The sequence below is a fragment of the Stenotrophomonas sp. HMWF003 genome (assembly GCF_003061285.1).
GTDB classification, from domain to species: Bacteria; Pseudomonadota; Gammaproteobacteria; order Xanthomonadales; family Xanthomonadaceae; genus Stenotrophomonas; species Stenotrophomonas maltophilia_AP.
This window is the reverse complement of the sequence record NZ_QAIW01000446.1, coordinates 3346-3552: the sequence shown is the minus strand read 5'-3', so window position 1 is coordinate 3552 and position 207 is coordinate 3346. Positions and strand designations below refer to the sequence as shown.

Here is a 207-nt window from a genome sequence, read left to right as displayed (position 1 = left end):
CCGGCGAGGCCCTGCTGCCGCCGCCCACGCCGCTCACCGCTGCGCAGACGCTGTACCTGGAGGTGACCCTCAACCAGGCCCCGCGCGGGCTGCTGCCCTTCACCGAACTGCAGGGCCGGTTGATGGCCTCGCCCGCGACGCTGCGCCAACTGGGTTTTTCGGCCCGGGGCGACGAACCGGTGGCGCTGGACCTGCTCAGCGGCGTGG

1 protein-coding gene is annotated in these 207 nt (G+C 73.9%); it reads left to right on the top strand.

Annotated features, from left to right (window positions below; genetic code table 11):
- Window positions 1–207 (top strand): hypothetical protein (locus DBR34_RS19720; RefSeq protein ID WP_219928349.1); only part of this gene is annotated, 207 nt, incomplete at both ends.